Source organism: Citrobacter sp. 50677481 (assembly GCF_001463265.1).
Taxonomy (GTDB): Bacteria; Pseudomonadota; Gammaproteobacteria; order Enterobacterales; family Enterobacteriaceae; genus Citrobacter_A; species Citrobacter_A sedlakii.
Genome location: NZ_LNHZ01000011.1, coordinates 47,219 through 66,759 on the forward strand (window position 1 = coordinate 47,219; position 19,541 = coordinate 66,759).

Annotated in this window: 19 protein-coding genes and 1 riboswitch; of the genes, 5 read left to right on the forward strand and 14 right to left on the reverse strand. The window is 52.9% G+C overall.

Annotated features, from left to right (window positions below; all coding sequences use genetic code 11):
• Window positions 1-48: 48 nt before the first annotated feature.
• Genes APU02_RS03615 through thiM form a run of 3 tightly spaced genes read right to left on the reverse strand, consistent with a single transcriptional unit; the run spans window position 49 to window position 2,422 of the window.
• On the reverse strand, window positions 49-795 hold the full coding sequence (locus APU02_RS03615; protein ID WP_060569293.1) for a GntR family transcriptional regulator: 747 nt from the start codon (window positions 793-795) through the stop codon (window positions 49-51).
• A gap of 41 nt (window positions 796-836) precedes the next feature.
• Complete coding sequence (gene thiD / locus APU02_RS03620; RefSeq protein WP_060569294.1) at window positions 837-1,637, reverse strand: bifunctional hydroxymethylpyrimidine kinase/phosphomethylpyrimidine kinase; 801 nt, start codon at window positions 1,635-1,637, stop codon at window positions 837-839.
• Entirely contained in the window at window positions 1,634-2,422 is a 789-nt protein-coding gene (thiM, locus tag APU02_RS03625) for a hydroxyethylthiazole kinase (protein ID WP_060569295.1), read from the reverse strand. Before thiM ends, thiD begins: the two co-directional genes overlap by 4 nt.
• Window positions 2,423-2,453: 31 nt before the next feature.
• Window positions 2,454-2,550, reverse strand: a riboswitch (TPP riboswitch).
• A gap of 499 nt (window positions 2,551-3,049) precedes the next feature.
• On the opposite strand from thiM, the gene APU02_RS03630 reads away from it, so the two are divergent.
• Window positions 3,050-3,445 carry a hypothetical protein gene (locus APU02_RS03630; RefSeq protein ID WP_060569296.1) on the forward strand — a complete coding sequence of 132 codons (396 nt, stop codon included), beginning with the start codon at window positions 3,050-3,052 and terminating at the stop codon, window positions 3,443-3,445.
• Window positions 3,446-3,688: 243 nt separating this feature from the next.
• The gene (rcnB, locus tag APU02_RS03635; protein ID WP_060569297.1) at window positions 3,689-4,021 is read left to right on the forward strand and encodes a Ni(II)/Co(II) efflux transporter accessory subunit RcnB; all 333 of its coding nucleotides are present in this window, start codon (window positions 3,689-3,691) and stop codon (window positions 4,019-4,021) included.
• 43 nt (window positions 4,022-4,064) lie between these two features.
• Here rcnB and APU02_RS03640 read toward each other — a convergent pair whose 3' ends face one another.
• From APU02_RS03640 to apbC, 5 genes are all read right to left on the reverse strand, one after another.
• Window positions 4,065-5,087 (reverse strand): fimbrial protein, encoded by a 1,023-nt coding sequence (locus tag APU02_RS03640; protein WP_060569298.1) that lies wholly within the window; start codon window positions 5,085-5,087, stop codon window positions 4,065-4,067.
• Window positions 5,088-5,102: 15 nt separating this feature from the next.
• Window positions 5,103-7,589, reverse strand: a complete 2,487-nt coding sequence (locus APU02_RS03645) for a fimbrial biogenesis outer membrane usher protein (RefSeq protein ID WP_060569299.1) — start codon at window positions 7,587-7,589, stop codon at window positions 5,103-5,105.
• Window positions 7,590-7,617: 28 nt separating this feature from the next.
• Window positions 7,618-8,298 carry a fimbrial assembly chaperone gene (locus APU02_RS03650; protein WP_060569300.1) on the reverse strand — a complete coding sequence of 227 codons (681 nt, stop codon included), beginning with the start codon at window positions 8,296-8,298 and terminating at the stop codon, window positions 7,618-7,620.
• Between the two features lie 55 nt (window positions 8,299-8,353).
• Window positions 8,354-8,887 carry a fimbrial protein YehD gene (gene yehD, locus APU02_RS03655; protein ID WP_060569301.1) on the reverse strand — a complete coding sequence of 178 codons (534 nt, stop codon included), beginning with the start codon at window positions 8,885-8,887 and terminating at the stop codon, window positions 8,354-8,356.
• A gap of 436 nt (window positions 8,888-9,323) precedes the next feature.
• Window positions 9,324-10,433 carry an iron-sulfur cluster carrier protein ApbC gene (gene apbC, locus APU02_RS03660; protein ID WP_060569302.1) on the reverse strand — a complete coding sequence of 370 codons (1,110 nt, stop codon included), beginning with the start codon at window positions 10,431-10,433 and terminating at the stop codon, window positions 9,324-9,326.
• A gap of 165 nt (window positions 10,434-10,598) precedes the next feature.
• On the opposite strand from apbC, the gene metG reads away from it, so the two are divergent.
• On the forward strand, window positions 10,599-12,632 hold the full coding sequence (gene metG / locus APU02_RS03665) for a methionine--tRNA ligase (protein ID WP_060569303.1): 2,034 nt from the start codon (window positions 10,599-10,601) through the stop codon (window positions 12,630-12,632).
• A 32-nt stretch (window positions 12,633-12,664) separates the two neighbouring features.
• Here the strand turns inward: metG and APU02_RS03670 are convergent, their stop codons facing one another.
• Genes APU02_RS03670 through APU02_RS03680 form a run of 3 tightly spaced genes read right to left on the reverse strand, consistent with a single transcriptional unit; the run spans window position 12,665 to window position 15,601 of the window.
• Complete coding sequence (locus APU02_RS03670; RefSeq protein WP_042284424.1) at window positions 12,665-13,153, reverse strand: DUF1456 family protein; 489 nt, start codon at window positions 13,151-13,153, stop codon at window positions 12,665-12,667.
• Window positions 13,154-13,199: 46 nt separating this feature from the next.
• Complete coding sequence (gene btsR, locus APU02_RS03675) at window positions 13,200-13,919, reverse strand: two-component system response regulator BtsR (RefSeq protein WP_060569304.1); 720 nt, start codon at window positions 13,917-13,919, stop codon at window positions 13,200-13,202.
• Window positions 13,916-15,601: a sensor histidine kinase gene (locus APU02_RS03680; protein ID WP_060569305.1), complete on the reverse strand. Its 1,686-nt coding sequence runs from the start codon at window positions 15,599-15,601 to the stop codon at window positions 13,916-13,918. The genes btsR and APU02_RS03680 overlap by 4 nt, the downstream gene beginning before the upstream one ends.
• Before the next feature lie 223 nt (window positions 15,602-15,824).
• Here APU02_RS03680 and mlrA point away from each other — a divergent pair, with 223 nt between their 5' ends.
• Together mlrA and APU02_RS03690 are read left to right on the forward strand one after the other, a co-directional pair.
• Window positions 15,825-16,556 (forward strand): HTH-type transcriptional regulator MlrA, encoded by a 732-nt coding sequence (gene mlrA / locus APU02_RS03685; protein ID WP_042284435.1) that lies wholly within the window; start codon window positions 15,825-15,827, stop codon window positions 16,554-16,556.
• 59 nt (window positions 16,557-16,615) lie between these two features.
• The gene (locus APU02_RS03690; RefSeq protein WP_042284438.1) at window positions 16,616-16,723 is read left to right on the forward strand and encodes a protein YohO; all 108 of its coding nucleotides are present in this window, start codon (window positions 16,616-16,618) and stop codon (window positions 16,721-16,723) included.
• Here the strand turns inward: APU02_RS03690 and APU02_RS03695 are convergent.
• Genes APU02_RS03695 through APU02_RS03705 form a run of 3 tightly spaced genes read right to left on the reverse strand, consistent with a single transcriptional unit; the run spans window position 16,704 to window position 19,525 of the window.
• A complete protein-coding gene (locus APU02_RS03695; protein ID WP_060569306.1) occupies window positions 16,704-17,435 on the reverse strand; it encodes an ABC transporter permease in 732 nt (243 codons plus the stop codon). The two genes, APU02_RS03690 and APU02_RS03695, sit on opposite strands and share 20 nt — an antisense overlap.
• Window positions 17,419-18,366: an ABC transporter ATP-binding protein gene (locus tag APU02_RS03700; protein WP_060569307.1), complete on the reverse strand. Its 948-nt coding sequence runs from the start codon at window positions 18,364-18,366 to the stop codon at window positions 17,419-17,421. The genes APU02_RS03695 and APU02_RS03700 overlap by 17 nt, the downstream gene beginning before the upstream one ends.
• On the reverse strand, window positions 18,359-19,525 hold the full coding sequence (locus APU02_RS03705; protein ID WP_042284449.1) for an ABC transporter permease: 1,167 nt from the start codon (window positions 19,523-19,525) through the stop codon (window positions 18,359-18,361). Before APU02_RS03705 ends, APU02_RS03700 begins: the two co-directional genes overlap by 8 nt.
• Between the last annotated feature and the right edge of the window lie 16 nt (window positions 19,526-19,541).

Genomic DNA, 19,541 nt, shown 5'->3' on the forward strand with positions numbered 1-19,541 from the left:
AAACCAGTGCGGCTTTTGCCTCATGCAGACGATCAGTCTGCAAAAGCGCTACTCCTCGCAAACAAAGACATATAAATCGCTACGGCAATAGCTAATACTGTACTCAATGGGCCGCTGCTGCTGGTCGAGCGCGACCTGTTTAATGACCAGCACGGGGATTTTAGCATCCAGCTGAATATGCGACTGGAATTCGGCGTCCGGCATTTTTGCGCTCACCCGTGAGCGGGTTCGCTGCGGATGAATATGCTGACTACGAAAATAATCATATAATGATACGCCGATATCATCCGCATCATGAATAAGATGCGCAGGCACCCAGGATTCCTCGATGGATACCGCCTCTTCATCAACATAGCGGATCCGCTTAAGTAAAAAGACGTCGCTTCCGGTTTCGACCGCCAGCTGTTGCGCCACGTCATCCGGGCATTTTACCACCCGCTTGTTGACCCACAGGGTGTCCGGTTTTTTCCCGCGCAGGACCACCTGCTGAGAGAAACCGCGCGCCTCTTTCAGGGAGTACTCAAAAATGTTGTTAATTTGCGTACCGTACCCACGCGCGCGCGTCACCACGCCTTCATCCTCAAGCGCCCGCATCGCCTTGCGCACCGTTATGCGCGAAACGCCGGTCAACTGACTCAGATCGCGCTCGCCGGGCAGAATATTGCCATGCTCCAGCACGCCGCTGCGCACGGCGTTTTTTACCGTTTCGGCGAACTTAATGTACAACGGTGTATTGTCCACCGCTGCGATACGTTCGTTGAGCTGTGCGATAAGCCGGGTATGCGCTTGTTCCATGGACGTTTTTCCTGACAGCAAGTCTTTTGCCAGTATATACGCTACCACCAGGCATGGAAATGATGAACCGGCCCAATCCCCTCCCCAACTTCCAGCGTATCCGCCTGGGCCAGCGCCGCAGAAAGCCAGCTTTTCGCCTCCTGCACCGTTTCGGTCCAGTCGGTATGGCGCGGGCGCAGCGCCGCGAGCGCCGCAGAGAGCGTACAGCCCGTACCGTGGGTATTTTTGGTCATCACCCGCGGCGCGGTAAAACGCTGCTCGCCCGTCGGCGTAAACAGCCAGTCCGGGCTTTGCGTATCGTCCAGATGTCCGCCCTTCATCAGCACCGCGCCACATCCCAGCGCCAACAACGCACGTCCCTGCTCCAGCATCTCTTTTTCCGTACGGGCATGCGGACATGACAGAAGCACCGCGGCCTCGGGCAGATTGGGCGTAATCAGCGAAACCTGCGGCAATAAACGCGTCCGCAGGGTGGCGACAGCCGAAGGCGATAGCAGCGGATCGCCGCTTTTCGCCAGCATAACCGTATCCAGCACCACATTTTTCACCTGATGGCGCCGCAGACGTTCAGCTACCGCTTCCACAATATCGGTTTCGGCGAGCATACCGATTTTGGTGGTATCGATACGCACATCGCTGAACACCGAGTCCAGCTGTGCGGCGACAAAATCAGGCTCAATACGATAAACCGACTGCACGCCACGGGTGTTTTGCGCCACCAGCGCGGTGATGACCGAGCAGCCATACGCGCCAAGCGCAGAAAAGGTTTTCAGATCGGCCTGAATGCCCGCGCCGCCGCTGGGGTCCGTCCCGGCGATAGTTAATGCGTTGATCCGTTTCATGCTATCGCCTCCTGGTCGAGTTGATACAGCGCGTCGAGGAATGCCGGGATAAAACTCCCCGGACCGCGACAGACTTCGCTGGCACGTTGTCCGGCGCGTTTCATCCACCAGCAGGCGGATGCGACATTTTCTGTCCGACTGCCCGGCAGCGCGCAGACAGCCGCCACTGCTGCCGAGAGCGCGCAGCCGGTGCCCACAACGCGGGTCATTAACGGATCGCCGCCGGCGACGATCAGGGTACGTTCGCCATCGGTAACATAATCTATTTCCCCGGTGACCACGACAACGGCCCCCACCCGTAAGGCCAGCCGCTTCGCCGCGGGCAACGCAGCGGCGGCAGCGTCGGTGGTATCCACACCGCGACCACCGGCTCGCTCACCGGCTAAGGCGAGAATTTCAGAGGCATTGCCGCGAATGGCGGCGGGTTTCATGTTCAATATGTCCAGGCAGAACTCACGGCGATAGTCGAGCGCTCCCACCGCGACGGGGTCGAGCGCCCACGGCGTATGCGCGCTGTTCGCCCGTTCAACCGCCGTCCGCATCGCTACTGCGCGCGGCTGGGTTAGCGTGCCGACGTTGATCAACAGCGCGCTGGCAATCGCGGCGAACTGACACGCTTCGTCAGGTTCAATCACCATCGCGGGGGAAGCGCCGAGCGCCAGCAGGGTATTGGCGGTAAAGCTCTGAACCACATCATTGGTCATGCAATGGGTTAACGGAGAGTGTTGTCGAAAATGTTGCAGAGTATGCACCGCAAGTGCGGGGCTGAGCAGGTCAGGCTGCATAGTTACGCTCCTGCCCGCGCGAAGAAGGGACACGAGCAGTGTCTGACTTCCCTACGCTGGCATTATCCAGATCAGGTGGTACGGGTATTTCTCAGCCTTCGCGTGGAAGGGCACCCCGAGTCAATGTGCATAAATGCGTTATGCAAGGTTAAAAGGGTAAGGTAAGCCTCTGCGCTTTGCAAGATGGTTTTAAACTGGAGGCAGGAAGGTTAAGGATCACCTTATATCAGATTATTTTCCCCGACGCCGCCTCCTGTTTTCAAATAACCCACGCTAATTATTTACGCAATCGCCACATTAACGTAATGTCATCATTTTATTTTTTGGCATTTATTTTCCAAGAGGCATTTCATATGATCTGCATCAACGTCATGCGGGCTTATTTAAAACATAGTCTTTATATTCAACAGGCCGATTGCTGACATTAATACAATGTCTCTCTCATTCCGCGCTTGATTCCAAATTCAGTCTGCCCAACGTGTACGTTAATTACCTTGAAAGACTTAAAATTTTTAATTTTGCAGGTCAGTATGTATTTTCTGTTTCTGCTTTGTGGCTTTTTCGCCGGGGCGATGTACGCCCAGCGACTAAGCTTTTGTGTATGGGGTTAAATGTAATGGTGATGATGTGAAAAACGTAACGAGGTTATGTCTGATTCCTGTTGTCGTCGCGCTGGCGGCATGTGCGTCGCCAGCCGACAGCATGGCAAAACACGGTGGGCAAAAAAATGTTAACGATATAGCGCAACATGCACAGGCAGCGAACGCCAGTCATGTTGCCGATCCATTGCGAATGGCAGAATTTAGCGGGCCGGGGATTAACGCCAGTATTAACAACGGATTTACCGTTGCGCATATTAATCACAAAAAAGCGACCGTCAAACGCGTCAATGCCGCTTACTACGAAGTCAGCGGTAACGGATATATCCTCTCCATCTCGCTTAATGATGAAGGGGTTGAAACGGCCTCTTACACTAAAGCGCATAGCCGCGTACACGGTATCCTTCAGGTGGTGCAGAAATAACCATCCCCCCGCCCGGCGCGGGGTTTTCCTCGAACGCTTTCCTCCAGTCAGCCTGTTCAGATAAGACATATCTCATGTCGCAATGAGATGCGGCGGAAGTAATCTCTGTTTGTGAAACGCCGGAGAGGAAGGTTACAATTTTTACTCAAAAGCCGGGAATCTCACAAAAAGGGGCTTGCCTGACCTGGCTCTGCGGTTGAATCATGTACGACCTTGATGGATAACCCGAAGAGTGGAGTGTGTATGGGTATAAAAAATACTATGTTGCTGGGCGCATTGCTGCTCGCTTCCAGCGCGGTCTGGGCCGCACCTGCTACAACCGTCGCCGCAAAGGGGATTGATCAATATGAGCTCAGCAGCTTCGTGGCTGACTTCACCCATTTTAAACCCGGCGATACGGTTCCCGAGATGTACCGCACCGATGAGTACAACATCAAACAGTGGAAATTACGTAATCTGCCCGCGCCCAATGCCGGAACCCACTGGACCTACATGGGCGGCGCGTATGTGCTGATCAACGACGCTGACGGAAAGATCATTAAAGCCTACGACGGCGAAATTTTTTATCATCGGTGACGCTATACGCACTCTCCTCCAGGAGAGTGCGGCAAGAAGATGCTCAGTTATAAGTCACAATGATTAACGCTTTGGATTGCAAGGCGCCTGCTTTAACTTTTTTGGGATCAATTACGTAGTAGGTGGCAAAAACAGGAATGGATTCTACCACGTTGACGGCGCTGCCTTTGCTAAACGTTTTGAACGTACTGTTTAGTGTGGTCCCTTTATTTATTTTGAGCGGTTGATGACCGGCATCCCTGAGTATAAATCCTACCCCGTTTTCTGTATCGGGGGTCAGTACTGCTTCATTTTCATCCCAGACAAAGTCGCTTCGCAGATTGACGGAAATCTGCCGGGATGCCAACGCAGCGTTACGCACCTGGTTTTTACAGTCTAAGAGAATATCGCCTTGTTGCATAAATTCATTCACTTCTCCTTTAGTACGAAGTTTGGTGACAGGGATCGGATCCAACGAAATAGTTAAATTTTGCGGGGCACAGGTGGTTTCTTTCCGATGATACGTTATTGTTAAATTAGACTTATAAACTCCCTGTCCATTCAGCGAAGCTAAAATTCCGGCTATACACTCACGATTACCCAGACACGCAAGGTACCGTAAACCGATGACTACCCATTCCCCTAAGCTCCTTTGATTTGTTGCACCTGACAATACGGCGATATTATCTATTGTGGCAGAGTACCCCCCCTGCGCAGAATACGTCACAGCTTCCGTGGTATTTATTTCAGATAGCGTAATTTTAAAAGGCGAATCGATTACACCATTTTTGTTACGCATACTTATCGAAGCACTGCTTTGCCATTCCACTTTCACTTTCAATTTAACGCTATCATTTGGACCCATGCCTATAATATGCTCAGACACTTCTAATTTAGAGACGGTATCATTACCAGTACAGTTAGTATCAGTAAAAGAGTTAGCAATAATAACTGTCTCCTCACCGCCCAGCATCAGGCTGTCGGAAATAATAGTATAATCTTTGGCATTCGTTATTGTCGCACTGCATGCTGCATAACTAAACTGAGACAATAACGATAACATAAACAAAAATAACAGTCTTTTCATAGCATCACCTGAGTATTAACGACAAATATAAATGTTGTTTTCATCTATCTGCTTATCAAATGTGATCTGACAGAAAAGACCTTGTTGTTTATCTGTAGCGATTTTAACCCACGAGGGGACGGTTTCAGTACGAATGAATATCCGGCTTCCCTGACCTACCAGCCCAACATTATTTCCGTGATGATCTTCAACCTCATACCCAAAGGGTAACGGTTCGCCATTTAGACGCCGGGCCTGAAAATGAAACGGTTTACTTTTTTCCGTATCAAATACCATTAACACGACTGCCCCACGGTAAGGTACAGTGACTTTCCGGTTACCCACCAGGGCGACCTCACTGTCGGTATCAGAGACGTCCAGTGAAATGAAATTTTGCCGATAGGGGGTTAATGCTTCATAGACAGCGTAACCCTTCGCATTGGTGCGTAAATATGATCGTCCCTGCACGGTCGCATCGTTAAGGTGCGGCGCCTTAATAATCGCAATAGTATCATTAAGACGCGGCGCTAAATGGACGCCATCGGACCAGGCCACTAGCCCCCCCTGGATATTACCGCCAACCTGATGATAATGACTGGACTGGCTGTAACTGCCTGCGACGGTCGCTAACGGTGTATTCCAGGTTAGCGCTCCGCCAAATGTCGTTTGGTGCTCCTGCCGCTGATTGCTTAGATTCGTGGTGTAATTAAACTGATCGCGTTGGCCAAAGGTACCACTTAAGCTGGCGTTATTCGACGCATAACCTTTTTCGTCAAAGGTGGTGGAATTCGAAAAATGGCTTTCGCGATGCACGCCAGACCCCGCTTCTCCCCACGAAAAAGGGACTGAGAAATAGAGATTAAAACGTTTGTCTTCCCGGTTGTTACTGTCATGCGTCTGAGTGGCGGATAAGGTAAAGCTCACGCGTTGCCATGCGGTGCTGTAACTTAACTGGTAGTCCTTTCCACTACCGCTACGTCCCCAATAGTCTCGCCATAACGCGCTGGCGGTAAAATAACCCCAGCCATCCGGCAAAGACTGGTTGATATTGAGCGTGAACGTATTTTTACGCCCAAAATCATTTTTGTAATAGTCTGCAATATCATATATATCATCCTCATCACGTTGATAATGATCCCGATTATTGGCCCAAATATGATCGTTAAAAGACCGATAGTTACGTGATGAATAACGATAAGCCGCAAGAGAAAAATGGGTAGCCGACTGCGGTAAATATTTATTCCAGGCGACCTGGTAGCTTTGCCCGTCCAATGCATCGCCATTGTCCTGCTTGCTATACGAGAGTGTTCCGTCGACTGAGACCGCACCAATAAATGTATTCCACCCTGACCCAAGGGTGAACGAGCGATAATCGTTGGCAAGTATTGTTCCGCCATATAGCGTCAACAGGTTATTGATCCCGTACTGGTAGGTTCCTTGCAAAAAATCGGTTTGCTCGGATGCTCCCTCAATATCACTTTTCCCGGCGACAAATTCATACTTCGCCACGCCTGGTTGAACCATATTGGTAACCGAAGAATAAGGAACGATATAACGAGAAACGGAACCATTTGTCTCTTTAACGCTCACGTCAAGATCGGCGCCGCCCCCGGCGAGCTGAAGATCCTCAAACATAAAAGGCCCCGGGGGCACTTCTTTTTGATAGACAATAAAGCCGTTTTGCTCAATCGTTACCAATGCATTGCTTTGCGCTACACCACGTACAACCGGAGCGAAATTTTGCTTAGAATGCGGCAACATCTGCATATCCCGCCAGAAGCGCACGCCGCGAAAGCGTACCGTTTCGAACATATCCCCGCTGCTGTACTGCTCGCCAATTCGCATCGTTCCCATCACCGAAGGGAAATCACGCTCCAGATATAAGGTATTGCTTTGCCATTTGCCTTTCGCGTTCTCGCTTTTGGAAAAATTCGCGTTTGAATATAATTGCCAGCCCAGTAGATTTACCCCACTGACAAAGTTCGCGTACGTATTTTTCTCGCTGCCACCCTTTTTATAATGGCTATAATATTCACTGGCATAGTAAGAGGTATAAAAAGCGTTAATCCCGCGATCCCATGTTTCCGGCGGCGAATACCCAGCTTCATATTCCAGCACAAACGCCTGCGGCACACTAAGATAAAGGTTAAAAGAACCCGTATCATAGAATACGCTACCACCTTGCACCACACTATTGAGAGGAACGCAGTCGTTTCTTAAACTTTCAACTGGAGACGGATATTTGATTCCCAGGCTGGCGATCAGTTCCCGGTGAATGCAGGTATTTTCCGTCTTATCCTGAATGTCAATATTATAAGTACCGCGCCACTCTTTATTGACATAGACATCCATCTCATAGACCCCGGCCATAGGTTTATTACTGTCGATCTGATATCGGGATACTTTTTCGCCTTTTATTCCGCCGAACATAAAATGCGTATCGAATGATTCTTCTTCTGCCCAAGCGGGCGAAATGAGCAATGCTGAAAGTATCGACAGAGTGATGGTGTTAAACTTTTCCATTACCTATCCTTAGATGTTATTTCCATTTTTAATTTATTGCTTTTATTGATTCACTCAAATAATTTCCTGAATCATCGATTAACGTCACGGTAAAGTCATTCGCAATTGACGTGCAAGTTATTGCCTGGGACGTTCCTGGGGCAAGCAGCAGCGTTTCTTTGTTGACTCTATCTTTCGCTTTAATTTCCGGAATGGTAATCCAATTCGCTGAATTATTTTTTAGCTTTATCCCGGTATGCGTACGGATAATCTGCAAGCGAGAAAACGTATTTTTATCAACTCTCCTGATACCTTGTGGTCGGTAAATTAATTTTATTCGGTTTTGCAAAGCAAATTTAATGACATTTTTATCTTTGCTGCTTTCTGAGTTTGGAGGAATATCCAGAACGTTCAGATAGAACATACTCTCACGATCCGACGGTAAATGATGAGCAAGCTGCTTAATTTTCAGCTGCTGACCTGAATTGGTCGCGACCCTGATGACGGGCGGCGTCACCATAAAGGGAACATGTATTTTCTCCGGCGGCAGACTGGTATCGCCATCATCTATCCATGCCTGAATCAGAGCGCTTCGCTTGTCATCATTCATTAATTGCACTGTAATATCTTTATTCTGTGCGGGATAAATAACGCGTGTTCCATAAATATAGATGCCGCTCCACGCTGGCATAGCGGCGCAGACCAGCCATAACGCTATAATTCTTTTCATGGCAGTTAACCTTTTAAATGTAAGGCAGGCGGCTAAATTTAGCCGCCCAAAATATTTAGTCGGTCAGGACTGTCATCGTCAGAACGGATTCAACAGGTCCGGGAGTGACATTCGTTGTCACCGCCGCATAGCGGGCAAAAAATTTCATAGTATAAACGCCATTGACAGCATCATCTTTGTTGAGAGGGAAATTACCCGCTTCATCGGGTTTTACCTGGCTCCCATTAAGATAAACCGCGAAACCGGCCCCATTATCGTCGGCGTTATTTCTGGTCACCTTTAACCCATCCACAAACTGTGAAGGGTTAAAACTAATACGCGGATTATTATTATCTGCACATTTAACTTGTAAGCTAACTTCCGGGCTTGTATATCCGCTGTAAACGTCACCTGCGTTTAAACCCGTTAATCTGTCGGCACCGACCTGGGACAGTTCAATAGTCGCGTTATTTTCTCCTTCGAAAGTACAGGATGTTCCCACAATTTCGCCTTTGATTTTTAATTCCCCCATATCTTCATTTGCAGCAAACGCCCCTGCACTCATAAAAATACCCGACAGTACTGCAGCAGCAATAATAGAATTGTTCATAGTCTTTTCCCTATTAAAGATATTTCCGTTTATTACAGTGTGTTTCCAACGCGGTGAAATTTACACTCTCAGAAAGTTATCGCAATGTGAACATGTTGTTTTATTGATTTAAAACAATTTACATTGTGCAATATAATTTCAACAAATGAATTAAGCTTAAAGGTATATTTAGAATTAATGAATTAATACGCATTTAAGAGGCTTTTTATTTTATTGAGGAATATAAAAATACAAATCATTCATTTAAATGATCTGTCTTACGTTACAGGCGTAAATATAACGTTATTCAGGGTGAGTAAAGAACGCGTTGTTTTTGCGGTCAACGCCAAAGGGAAGGCGCGAGGGGAATTTACCTGAAGTGAACCACTCAAATTATTCACCACATCAATATAGCACTGATGCGGTGAACGTTTCCATGTCAGGTGGTCGGGCGGTATTACACGGCGCGGAAGGCGATTTCTCCGGGGATCACTTCCCCCTGCCAGTACAATTGCGCGGCAACACGTCCCGCCAGCTCACGGTACATTGCGGTAAATTCGCTTTCCGGACGGCTGGTTACCGTTGGGGTACCGCGGTCAAGGTCTTCGCGCAGGCTAATATGCAGCGGCATCTGCCCCAGCAGCTGGGTGTGATATTGCGCAGCCAGCTTCTCCGCGCCGCCGGTACCAAAGATGGGCTCATGGTGGCCGCAGTTGCTGCAAATGTGCATGCTCATATTTTCGACGATACCGAGTACCGGCACCTCGACTTTTTCAAACATGACGATGCCTTTTTTGGCGTCGATCAGGGCGATATCCTGCGGCGTGGTCACCACCACAGCACCGGTTACCGGGATGTTCTGCGCCAGCGTCAGCTGAATGTCACCGGTGCCCGGCGGCATATCCAGTACCAGGTAATCCAGATCCGGCCACAGCGTCTCCTGCAGCATCTGCAACAGCGCTTTGCTGGCCATCGGGCCGCGCCACACCATCGCGTTATCGTCGGTTACCAGATAGCCAATGGAATTGGTTGCCAGGCCATGCGACATAATCGGCGCCATGTGGGTTCCGTCCGGCGACGTCGGGCGCTGATTTTCCGCCCCCAGCATGGTGGGGATCGACGGGCCATAGATATCGGCGTCAAGAATACCGACTTTTGCCCCTTCCGCCGCTAATGCCAGCGCCAGGTTAACTGCGGTAGAAGACTTACCGACCCCGCCCTTCCCGGAACTGACCGCGATGATATTTTTCACCCCGTTCACGCCCGGCTGATTTTTCACCCGCTTCAGGGTGGCGATGTTATGCGACAGTTTCCAGTCAATCGCTTTCGCCCCCGTGATACGCAGCAGATCAGCGCTGCATTGCTCTTTTAGCACCTCAAACGCGCTATGCCAGACGAATGGCATCACCAGCTCAACGTGCAGCGTGTCATCCATCCACGCGACATGGTGCAGCGCTTTCAGGGTCGTCAGATTATGCTTCAAAGTGGGGTGCTGAAAATTCGCCAGCGTCCCGGCGACCATCGCGCGCAGGGTCTCTGGTGATTTGGCCTGGGATTGTGCGTTCATCCCGACTCCTTTTTGTTGTTCTGAAAAGTACAAGTGTAGCGACCTAGTGTACTCCAGCGGTAATGATTAATCATTTATGGTTTGATGCCCTTATTTCTTGGCGTAGTTATTACCTTTCAGGTAACATCAAAACCCCCTTTTAACAGAGAAGAAGTAATACCTACTATGACTCAAGTCGCGAAGAAAATTCTGGTAACGTGCGCGCTGCCGTACGCCAACGGCTCAATCCACCTCGGCCATATGCTGGAGCACATCCAGGCTGATGTCTGGGTCCGTTACCAGCGAATGCGCGGCCACGAGGTCAACTTCATCTGCGCCGACGACGCCCACGGCACGCCGATCATGCTGAAAGCGCAGCAGCTTGGCATTACGCCGGAGCAGATGATTGGCGAGATGAGTCAGGAGCACCAGACCGATTTCGCCGGGTTCAACATTAGCTACGACAACTATCACTCCACGCACAGCGAGGAAAACCGTGAGCTGTCAGAGCTTATCTACACCCGTCTGAAAGAAAACGGCTTCATTAAAAATCGCACCATTTCTCAGCTGTACGATCCGGAAAAAGGCATGTTCCTGCCGGACCGTTTTGTGAAAGGCACCTGCCCGAAATGTAAATCGCCGGACCAATACGGCGACAACTGCGAGGTGTGCGGCGCGACTTACAGCCCGACGGAGCTGATCGAGCCGAAATCCGTTGTTTCCGGCGCGACGCCGGTGATGCGTGACTCTGAACATTTCTTCTTTGATCTGCCGTCGTTCAGCGAAATGCTACAGGCGTGGACCCGCAGCGGCGCGTTGCAGGAGCAGGTTGCGAACAAAATGCAGGAATGGTTCGAATCCGGCCTGCAACAGTGGGATATCTCCCGCGACGCGCCTTACTTCGGCTTTGAAATTCCGAACGCGCCGGGCAAATACTTCTACGTCTGGCTGGATGCGCCAATTGGCTACATGGGGTCGTTCAAGAACCTGTGCGACAAGCGCGGCGACAGCGTAAGCTTCGACGAATACTGGAAAAAAGACTCCAGCGCCGAGCTGTATCACTTTATCGGCAAAGACATTGTTTACTTCCACAGCCTGTTCTGGCCCGCGATGCTGGAAGGCAGTCACTTCCGTAAGCCGACCAACCTGTTTGTACACGGCTACGTGACGGTGAACGGCGCCAAGATGTCCAAGTCTCGCGGAACGTTCATTAAAGCCAGCACCTGGCTGAACCACTTCGACGCCGACAGCCTGCGCTACTACTACACCGCCAAGCTCTCTTCCCGCATCGACGATATTGACCTGAACCTGGAAGACTTCGTGCAGCGCGTCAACGCCGATATCGTTAATAAGGTGGTTAACCTGGCGTCGCGTAACGCGGGTTTTATCAATAAACGTTTCGACGGCGTACTGGCGGCGGAGCTTGCTGACCCTGAGCTGTATAAAACCTTCACCGACGCGGCAGCGGTTATTGGCGACGCGTGGGAAAGCCGCGAATTTGGCAAAGCGATCCGTGAAATCATGGCGCTGGCCGACCTGGCAAACCGTTACGTGGACGAACAGGCGCCGTGGGTTGTGGCTAAACAGGAAGGCCGTGACGCCGACCTGCAGGCGATCTGCTCAATGGGCATCAACCTGTTCCGCGTGCTGATGACGTATCTGAAGCCGGTTCTTCCGACCCTGTCCGAACGCGTGGAGGCTTTCCTCAACACCGAACTGACCTGGGATGCTATCCAGCAGCCATTGCTGGGCCATAAGGTAAATACCTTCAAAGCGCTGTATAACCGCATCGACATGAAGCAGGTCGAAGCGCTGGTTGAAGCGTCGAAAGAGGAAGTAAAGGCGGCGACAGCGCCGGTCACCGGTCCGCTGGCGGACGATCCGATTCAGGAAACCATCACTTTTGACGACTTCGCCAAAGTCGATCTGCGCGTGGCGTTGATTGAAAACGCCGAGTTTGTGGAAGGTTCGGACAAGCTGCTGCGCCTGACGCTGGATCTCGGCGGCGAGAAGCGTAACGTCTTCTCCGGCATTCGTTCCGCGTACCCTGACCCGCAGGCGCTGATTGGCCGCCACACGATAATGGTTGCTAACCTCGCGCCGCGTAAAATGCGCTTCGGCATCTCGGAAGGGATGGTGATGGCCGCAGGCCCGGGCGGGAAAGATATCTTCCTGTTAACCCCTGACGAAGGCGCAAAGCCGGGTCAGCAGGTTAAATAACCAAAAAGCCGGAGATCGTCTCCGGCTTTTTTTTACGCCTTCTTGCCCTGTGGCGGCTTCGCGCTATGTTCCCGGTTCGTCAGCCCGCGTAAAAAATAACGCATAAACTGATCGCCGCACTCGCGGTAGTTCTTATGGTCCGGCGCGCGCATCATCGCGGTAATTTCCGGCATTGATACGCGGAAATTCTGTTCGGTCATGATGGCAAGGATATCGTCCGTTTTCAGTGAAAACGCGATGCGCAGTTTCTTCAGCACCGTGTTGTTATTCACGCGGCGTTCGAGCGCTAATTCCGGCGCAGAATCGTCTTTTCCGCGCTTGTCATAAATCAGGCCGTTGAGGAATCCGCTCAGGACAATATCCGGGCAGCGCACAAAACCGTCTTCATCCTCTTTGGTCATCCAGGTATCAAAACCCGCAGAGGTCGATTCCATACCGGCAAGCGCAAGAATGCGTACCATGTCGTTATTATTGGCTTTCAGGGTGTAGCGCAAGCTACGAAGAATATCATTACTAAGCATAGAGCCTTCAACTGTCGATGATGCAATGGCGCGCAGTGTACCAGTTTTACAGGCCAATCGCCTCTTTCAAACTTTTCAGATAGCGACGGCTCACCGGCACGGTTAATCCGTTGCGTAAAATCAGCTCCGCCTGGCCATTATCTTCCAGCCGAATCTCCTGAAGATGCGCCATGTTCACAAGATATTGCCGGTGGCAGCGCAGCAGCGGCGTACGGCTTTCCAGTGTTCTGAGCGTCAGTTCGGTAAAGCCTTCTTTACCTTCGCTGCTGGTGACAAAAACGCCGCTCATTCGGCTGCTGACGAAAGCGACATCATCCATCTGCAACAGATAAATCCGGCTGTGTCCGCTACAGGGAATAAACTTCAGCGCCTGCTGGTTTTCCGGCAGCACGGAAACGTCCTGTTTGCTGCGCTCCTGGCGCAAGCGGTTAAGGGTTTTCTCCAGACGCGCCTCTTCAATGGGCTTTAACAGATAATCAAAGGCGTGTTCTTCAAAGGCTTTGATGGCGTATTCATCAAAAGCGGTCAGAAAAACGATATATGGACGGTGTTCCGGGTCGAGCATACCGACCATCTCCAGTCCGCTGATGCGCGGCATCTGAATGTCGAGGAACAGCACGTCCGGGTGTAATTTATGCACCGCGCCAATCGCTTCTACCGCATTCGCGCACTCCCCGACAATCTCAATATCGCTCTGTTCCTGTAGCAGGATCCGCAGATTTTCCCGCGCTAGCGGTTCATCATCCACAATCAGCACTTTAATCATGCGTTCTCCTCCAGCGGAAGTCGTAGGGTTATTCGGGTAAAGCGGTCAGGCTCACAGGCCACGCTAATGCCATAGTCATCGCCAAAACGCTCACGCAGGCGTTTGTCCACCAGATTCATTCCCAGGCCGCTGGCATTGGTCGTCGGTTGATACAGCCCGGCGTTATCTTCTATGTCCAGCATCAGGTGTTGTCCCTCCTGACGGGCGGTAATGGACACTTCACCCGTCTCCAGCAGTTGCGATGTGCCGTGTTTGATGGCGTTTTCCACAATGGGTTGAAGGGTAAACGCCGGAAGTTGCTGGTGAGCCAGCGCCTCCGGCACGTTCAGATTCACCTTTAAGCGCGACTGAAATCGCGCCTTTTCAATTTGCAGATAGGCGTTGACGTGCTCAATTTCATCGGCAAGCGTCACAATTTCTGAGGGTCGCTTCAGGTTTTTGCGAAAGAAGGTGGACAGATACTGCACCAGTTGGCCCGCCTGCTCGCTGTCGCGGCGCACCACCGCTTTAATGGTATTGAGCGCATTGAACAGAAAATGCGGATTCACCTGGGCGTGCAGCAGCTTGATTTCCGACTGGGTCAGCAACGCTTTCTGGCGCTCGTACTGTCCGGCCAGAATCTGGGCGGACAACAGCTGGGCAATCCCCTCCCCGAGCGTCCTGTTGATGGAGCTGAACAAGCGGTTCTTGGCTTCATACAGCTTAATGGTGCCCATCACCCGCTGGTTTTCGCCGCGCAGCGGGATCACCAGCGTTGATCCCAGTTTGCACTGGGGATGCAGCGAACAGCGGTACGGCACTTCGTTACCGTCGGCGTAAACCACCTCGCCGGTTTCAATCGCCCGCAGCGTATAGCTTGATGAGATCGGCTTGCCCGGCAGGTGATGGTCATCGCCAATGCCGGTAAAAGCCAGCAGCTTCTCCCGGTCGGTAATCGCCACCGCGCCGATATCCAGCTCCTGGTACAGCACCTGCGCGACCTTCATGCTGTTCACTTCGTTAAAGCCCTGGCGCAAAATCCCCTCCGTCGAGGCCGCCACCTTCAGGGCGGTAGCGGAAAACGCCGAAGTGTATTTTTCGAACATGGCGCGCTTGTCGAGCAGAATGCGCATGAACAGCGCCGCCCCGACGGTGTTGGTCACCATCATCGGCGCGGCGATATTACTGACCAGCCGGTACGCATCGTCAAAAGGCCGGGCGATCAGCAAAATGATCAGCATCTGCACCAGCTCGGCGACAAAGGTAATCGCGCCTGCGGTCAGCGGATTAAAGACTTTGTCGGTCCGCCCCCGCCGCGTCAGAACGCTGTGTACCAGCCCGCCGAGCAAACCTTCGACGATGGTGGAGATCATGCAGCTCAGGGCGGTCATCCCGCCCATGGAGTAGCGATGAAGGCCGCCGGTTAACCCAACCAATCCGCCGACCACCGGCCCACCGAGCAGCCCGCCCATCACCGCGCCTATCGCCCGGGTGTTGGCGATAGAATCGTCGATATGCAGGCCAAAATAGGTGCCGAGAATGCAAAAGATGGAGAAGGTGACGTAGCACAACAGCTTGTGCGGTAAGCGGACAGTGACCTGCATTAAGGGAATGAACAGACGCGTCTTGCTCATCAGCCATGCGATAACCAAGAACACGCACATCTGCTGAAGCAGCAGCAACACCAGATTAAACTCGTACATACCCGCAGACCACACTTCTATTAAAACCGCGTAACATACATCGACAGCGTTGATCTTTCTTTGAACTGTTGCAAAAAAAGATGAAATCGTGAGTACGATCACTCAATGTCGCCGCCGACTCTCAGATTTTTACCGCTAAATTGATTAAAAAACAGACAAAACTACCTGGTTCGAAAAAGAGCGTCTAAAGTTAAACTGGGACCTCGCGAGCAAGGATTAAAAGATGGCGCTTTACACCATAGGTGAAGTGGCTCTGCTTTGTGATATCAACCCTGTCACGCTTCGCGCGTGGCAGCGGCGTTATGGATTACTGAAACCGCAGCGAACAGACGGCGGACATCGTCTTTTCAACGACTCGGATATCGACCGCATCCGCGAGATCAAACGCTGGATCGACAACGGCGTCCAGGTCAGCAAAGTCAAAGTGCTGTTGAGCAATGACACGTTCGATCGGCAAAACGGCTGGCGCGAGCATCAGGAAACGCTCCTGCATTACCTGCAAAACAATAATCTGCACAGCATCAGAGTCTGGCTTAAAGAGCGCGGCCAGGATTATCCGGCGCAAACGCTCACCAGCCATCTGTTTATTCCGCTACGCCGCCGTCTCCAGTGCCCGCAGCCGACGCTTCAGGCGCTGCTGGGCATTCTCGATGGCGTGTTAATTAACTACATTGCGATTTGTCTCGCCTCGGCGAGAAAGAAACAGGGCAAAGACGCGCTGGTGGTAGGCTGGAATATTCACGACACCACCCGATTATGGCTTGAGGGTTGGATCGCCAGTCAGCAGGGTTGGCGCGTTGACGTACTGGCGCACTCCCTGAACCAGCTTCGCCCGGAGCAATTTGAAGGCCGCACCCTCCTGGTGTGGTGCGGCGAAAACCAGACACCGGCGCAGCAACAGCAACTGGCGACCTGGCGTGCCCAGGGATACGATATTTACCCACTTGGCATTTAATGATTCATTAACAGGAGCGCTTCTCTGTATAATCTCTTGGTTAACATAAGGAGAACATCATGAGCGCAACGAAAATCGGCGTTATCGCCCTCTTTTTACTCATGGCTATCGGCGGTATCGGCGGCGTCATGCTCGCGGGTTATACCTTCATTTTGCGTGCTGGCTAAGCCGCTGAACTAATCGTTCAAACAGGCGGTCAATGACGATCGCCGCCAGCGCGACCAGTAACGCCCCCTGAATGACATAGGCGGTATTAAAGCCGCTCAGGCCGATAATGATCGGCGTGCCCAGCGTACTCGCACCAACCGTAGAGGCAATGGTCGCCGTGCCAATATTGATGATTACCGAGGTGCGGATCCCCGCCAGAATGACAGGCGCAGCCAGCGGCAGTTCGACCTTTCGCAGCTGCTGGCCGCGGCTCATTCCCATCCCGCTGGCGATTTCCCGTACGCTTGCCGGGACAGACCCCAGCCCCGCCAGCGTCGCCTGTAGCACCGGCAGCACGCCGTAAAGGATCAGCGCAATAATCGCCGGCTGCTGGCCAAACCCCATCACCGGCACCGCGATTGCCAGCACGGCGACGGGCGGAAAGGTTTGTCCTACTGCGGCAATGGTTTCCACCAGCGGACGAAACTCCGCCCCGACAGGTCGCGTGACCGCGATCCCTGCCCCGACGCCAATCAGCACCGCGATCAGGCTCGACACGCCGACCAGCCAGAAGTGGGCCAGCGCCAGCGCGACAAAGCTCTCCTGTTGGTAGACCGGACGCGGCAGTTCAGGAAACAGGCGAGCGAACAGCGCCTCGCTATGCGGCAAGCCTACCAGCATCAGCACAAATACGACGATAAGCCAGAGCAGCGGATCAGTCAGTCGTTTCATCACGCAACGTCTCCGAAAGCAAATCGCGAAAGTGCAGCGTACCGCAGGCAACGCCATGCTGGTTAACCACCGGTAAAATTTCCCGGTTATGCGCCACAAACAGGGAGAGCGCGTCGCGTAGCGTCATCGTTTCCGTTAACGCATCGCCGACAGTGTGCTCATCACGCCGCACATAGTCGGCGACGTTACGCAGCGACAGCAGACGTACGCCCAGTTCGCTACGTCCGAAAAACTGGCGAACAAAATCATCGGTCGGCGCGGTCAACATCTGGAGCGGAGTGCCCTGCTGCACCACTTCGCCGCCGTCCATCAGTACCAGATGTTCCGCCAGGCGTAACGCCTCGTCAATATCGTGGGTCACCAGCACAATGGTTCGCCCGAGCAGGCGGTGAATACGGGTCATCTCCTGCTGTAATGCGCCACGGGTAACCGGATCCAGCGCGCCAAACGGCTCATCCATCAGCAGAACCTGCGGGTCGGCGGCCAGCGCGCGCGCTACGCCCACCCGCTGCTGTTGCCCGCCGGACAACTGATGCGGATAGCGTTCCCGCAGCCCCGGCTCCAGCCCCAGCAGCGCCATCAGTTCATCGACCCGATCGTCTCGTTTCTGTCGCGACCACTTGAGCAACTGCGGCACGGTGGCAATGTTTTGCGCCACGGTCCAGTGTGGAAACAGACCGATCGACTGAATGGCGTATCCCATACGTCGGCGAAGTTCGAGCAGCGGCAGAGAGCGGATCTCCTCACCGGCAAAGCGAATTCGTCCGCTGTCATGTTCCACCAGGCGGTTGATCATCTTCAGCGTGGTTGATTTTCCCGAACCGGAGGTGCCAATCAGCACCGAAAAACTGCCTTCTTTAAAATGCAGATTGAGATCGTTAACCGCTCTCTGCTCACCGAAGGTTTTACTCACGTGGTTAAATTCAATCATGATGGGTTACCTTCAGCAAAGCGCTCCCTAAGTCAAACAGCGCGTCAATCACTACCGCCAGCACAATCACCGGGATCACGCCAAGCAACACTAAATCGATGGCGCTGCTGAGCAGTCCCTGAAAAACCAACGCGCCGAAGCCGCCCGCGCCAATCAACGCGGCAATCACGGCCATCCCGACTGTTTGTACCATGACCACGCGCAGGCTGCGCAAAAATACCGGTAACGCCAGCGGCAACTGGACGTGAAAAAAGCGCTGGGCGGCGCCCATGCCCATCGCGCGCGCGCTTTCCAGCACGTCACGCGGCACCTGGTCCAGCCCGGCGACCACGCCGCGCACCAGCGGCAGCAGCGCGTACAGCACCAGCGCGATCAGCGCCGGCGTCAGACCGGTTCCCGCGACGCCCAACGATGAAAGCCACGGGAAGGCCTTTACCAGCCCGGCGAGCGGCGCAATTAACAGACCAAACAGCGCCACCGACGGAATGGTTTGGATCACGTTTAACACGGTAAACACCGGTCCCTGACGGGCAGCGGAAAAGTGGCACCAGATGCCCAGCGGCACGCCAATCGCCAGCGCAGGCAAAACGGTTCCCAGCAGCAGCGTCAGATGCTGCGCCAGCGCGTCGTCAAAGACGTCCTGCCGGTTGGCGTATTCTTTAAGCAGAGAAAGCGCGTCGAACGCGCCGGAAAACAGCAGCGCCAGCGGCACGATGGCGATCTGGGCATGCAGAACCCAGCGCCAGAGCGGCTGGACGGTGATTCTGCGAATCGCGTCGCTACAGGCCAGCAGCCCTAACGCCAGCGCCAGCCACAGACCGCTTCCCAGGCTGGTCCGCGCCAACGGCGAGCCAGTTTCAGCCAGATGGCTGGCGGCTTTTCCCGCGCTCCAGAGCATCAGGATCACCAACAGTTGCGCAACAGCAAGCGTGAGCGCAGCGCCTCGTCTTCCCGGCACGAAGCACAGCGTGAGCAAGGCGCACCCGGCGCCCACCAGCAGCGAAACCGAACCGGGCCAGACTGCCCAGATCGGACGCCCCTCGCCAGAAACCAGTCGGTTAGGAGCATAGTTTACGAACGGCAGCGCGGCGGCAACTGCGGTGAGCGCCACCAGCAGCAACAGCACGCGGTTAATACTGACTTTTGCCACGTCACCCAGCCTTATTTCAGTCCTT